General features: G+C 44.2%; 2 protein-coding genes. Both read right to left on the bottom strand.

Annotated elements, in window-relative coordinates:
- On the bottom strand, positions 1–659 hold a 659-nt coding region (locus tag BUC01_RS24860), incomplete at its 3' end, for an AAA family ATPase (protein WP_175560914.1).
- Between the two features lie 224 nt (positions 660–883).
- A partial coding sequence (locus BUC01_RS24855) for a PD-(D/E)XK nuclease domain-containing protein (RefSeq protein WP_175560913.1) occupies positions 884–1,132 on the bottom strand: 249 nt, incomplete at its 5' end.

Raw genomic sequence — 1,132 nt, 5'->3', positions numbered from 1 at the left:
GTGATGAAACAACGCTCAATGGATGAATCCGTCCCCGATTTCACGGTATTAAAGAAAGCCCGCAGATAGCCGGTCTTATGTGTCTCGTCAGTATAGCGGTTCAGGCTGTCGGCATCGGAAAGTATAGTATTGGTGAAGTGGTCATACTCATCAATGAAGAGATAAATCTTCCGGTTCACTTTGGCACATTCCATATACAGGTATTCCAACTGATTGACTGCTCCGTCTTTCGCCTGCATCTTTTCTTTTATCCCCTCCGGCAGATAATCGGCATAGACATCACAGAAATAGTCAAAAACAATGCTGCAATGGTCGTCCAAGCCCTTGCGATAGTTGTGTAGTTCGGCACTTACCAATGAGAAGTTAAGTTTCAGTACCAAATAGCTGTTGCGGTCTTTGGTGGGATGCTGCCCTATATACAAATCACCAAAGAGAGCATCGAACTTATCTTTCGCATTCACATCGTAATAGTGTTGCAGCATATTCAAGGTCAGGCTCTTGCCGAAGCGACGGGGACGGATAAAAAAGAAGAACCGGTCCGAACGCTCTATCAATGGAATGAAAGAGGTCTTGTCCACATAATAATAATCATCACGACGAATAACCGCAAAGTTCATCATGCCATAAGGCAACAATTTGCTATCTGATACGTGCTCCATAATTTACGCCTTTAAAGAATAAATATTCTATATGCAGATACAAAGATAAACTTTCCGCGACAGCTTGACAAGTCTACTCCGCATTTTATAGTAAATTCTTGTTTTAGCTCCATTTTCCGGATGGGATGCAAACGAGAGGAGTTTATATTTTCAAGCAGATTGAGAATCCGAATATGAGAACAGCCGGATAAAAAGATATCCGGCTGAACGGGGCACACACCGGATCATACCTCTTCGCACACCCTCATCTCCATACCTTTATATACCACTACAATCTTATGTAGACGGGTGTTGCCGACGGCACGTTTCACCGTATCGGTATCTGCATAACGGTTGGCCTGCTCAACGGCTTCCCGACGCAGTTCTTCCACCCGGCTCTCAGGATCTTTGTATTTGGCATACTTCAGTTCGATGATATAACTGTGCACCATGTCCGGAAAGATATCCAGCAACGGGCATAGGAAGATGTCTAC

Origin of the sequence: Bacteroides stercorirosoris, assembly GCF_900142015.1 — a bacterium.
Lineage (GTDB): Bacteria > Bacteroidota > Bacteroidia > Bacteroidales > Bacteroidaceae > Bacteroides > Bacteroides stercorirosoris.
Note: the sequence above shows the minus strand (reverse complement) of the source record. Positions and strands in the feature narration are given on the sequence as shown.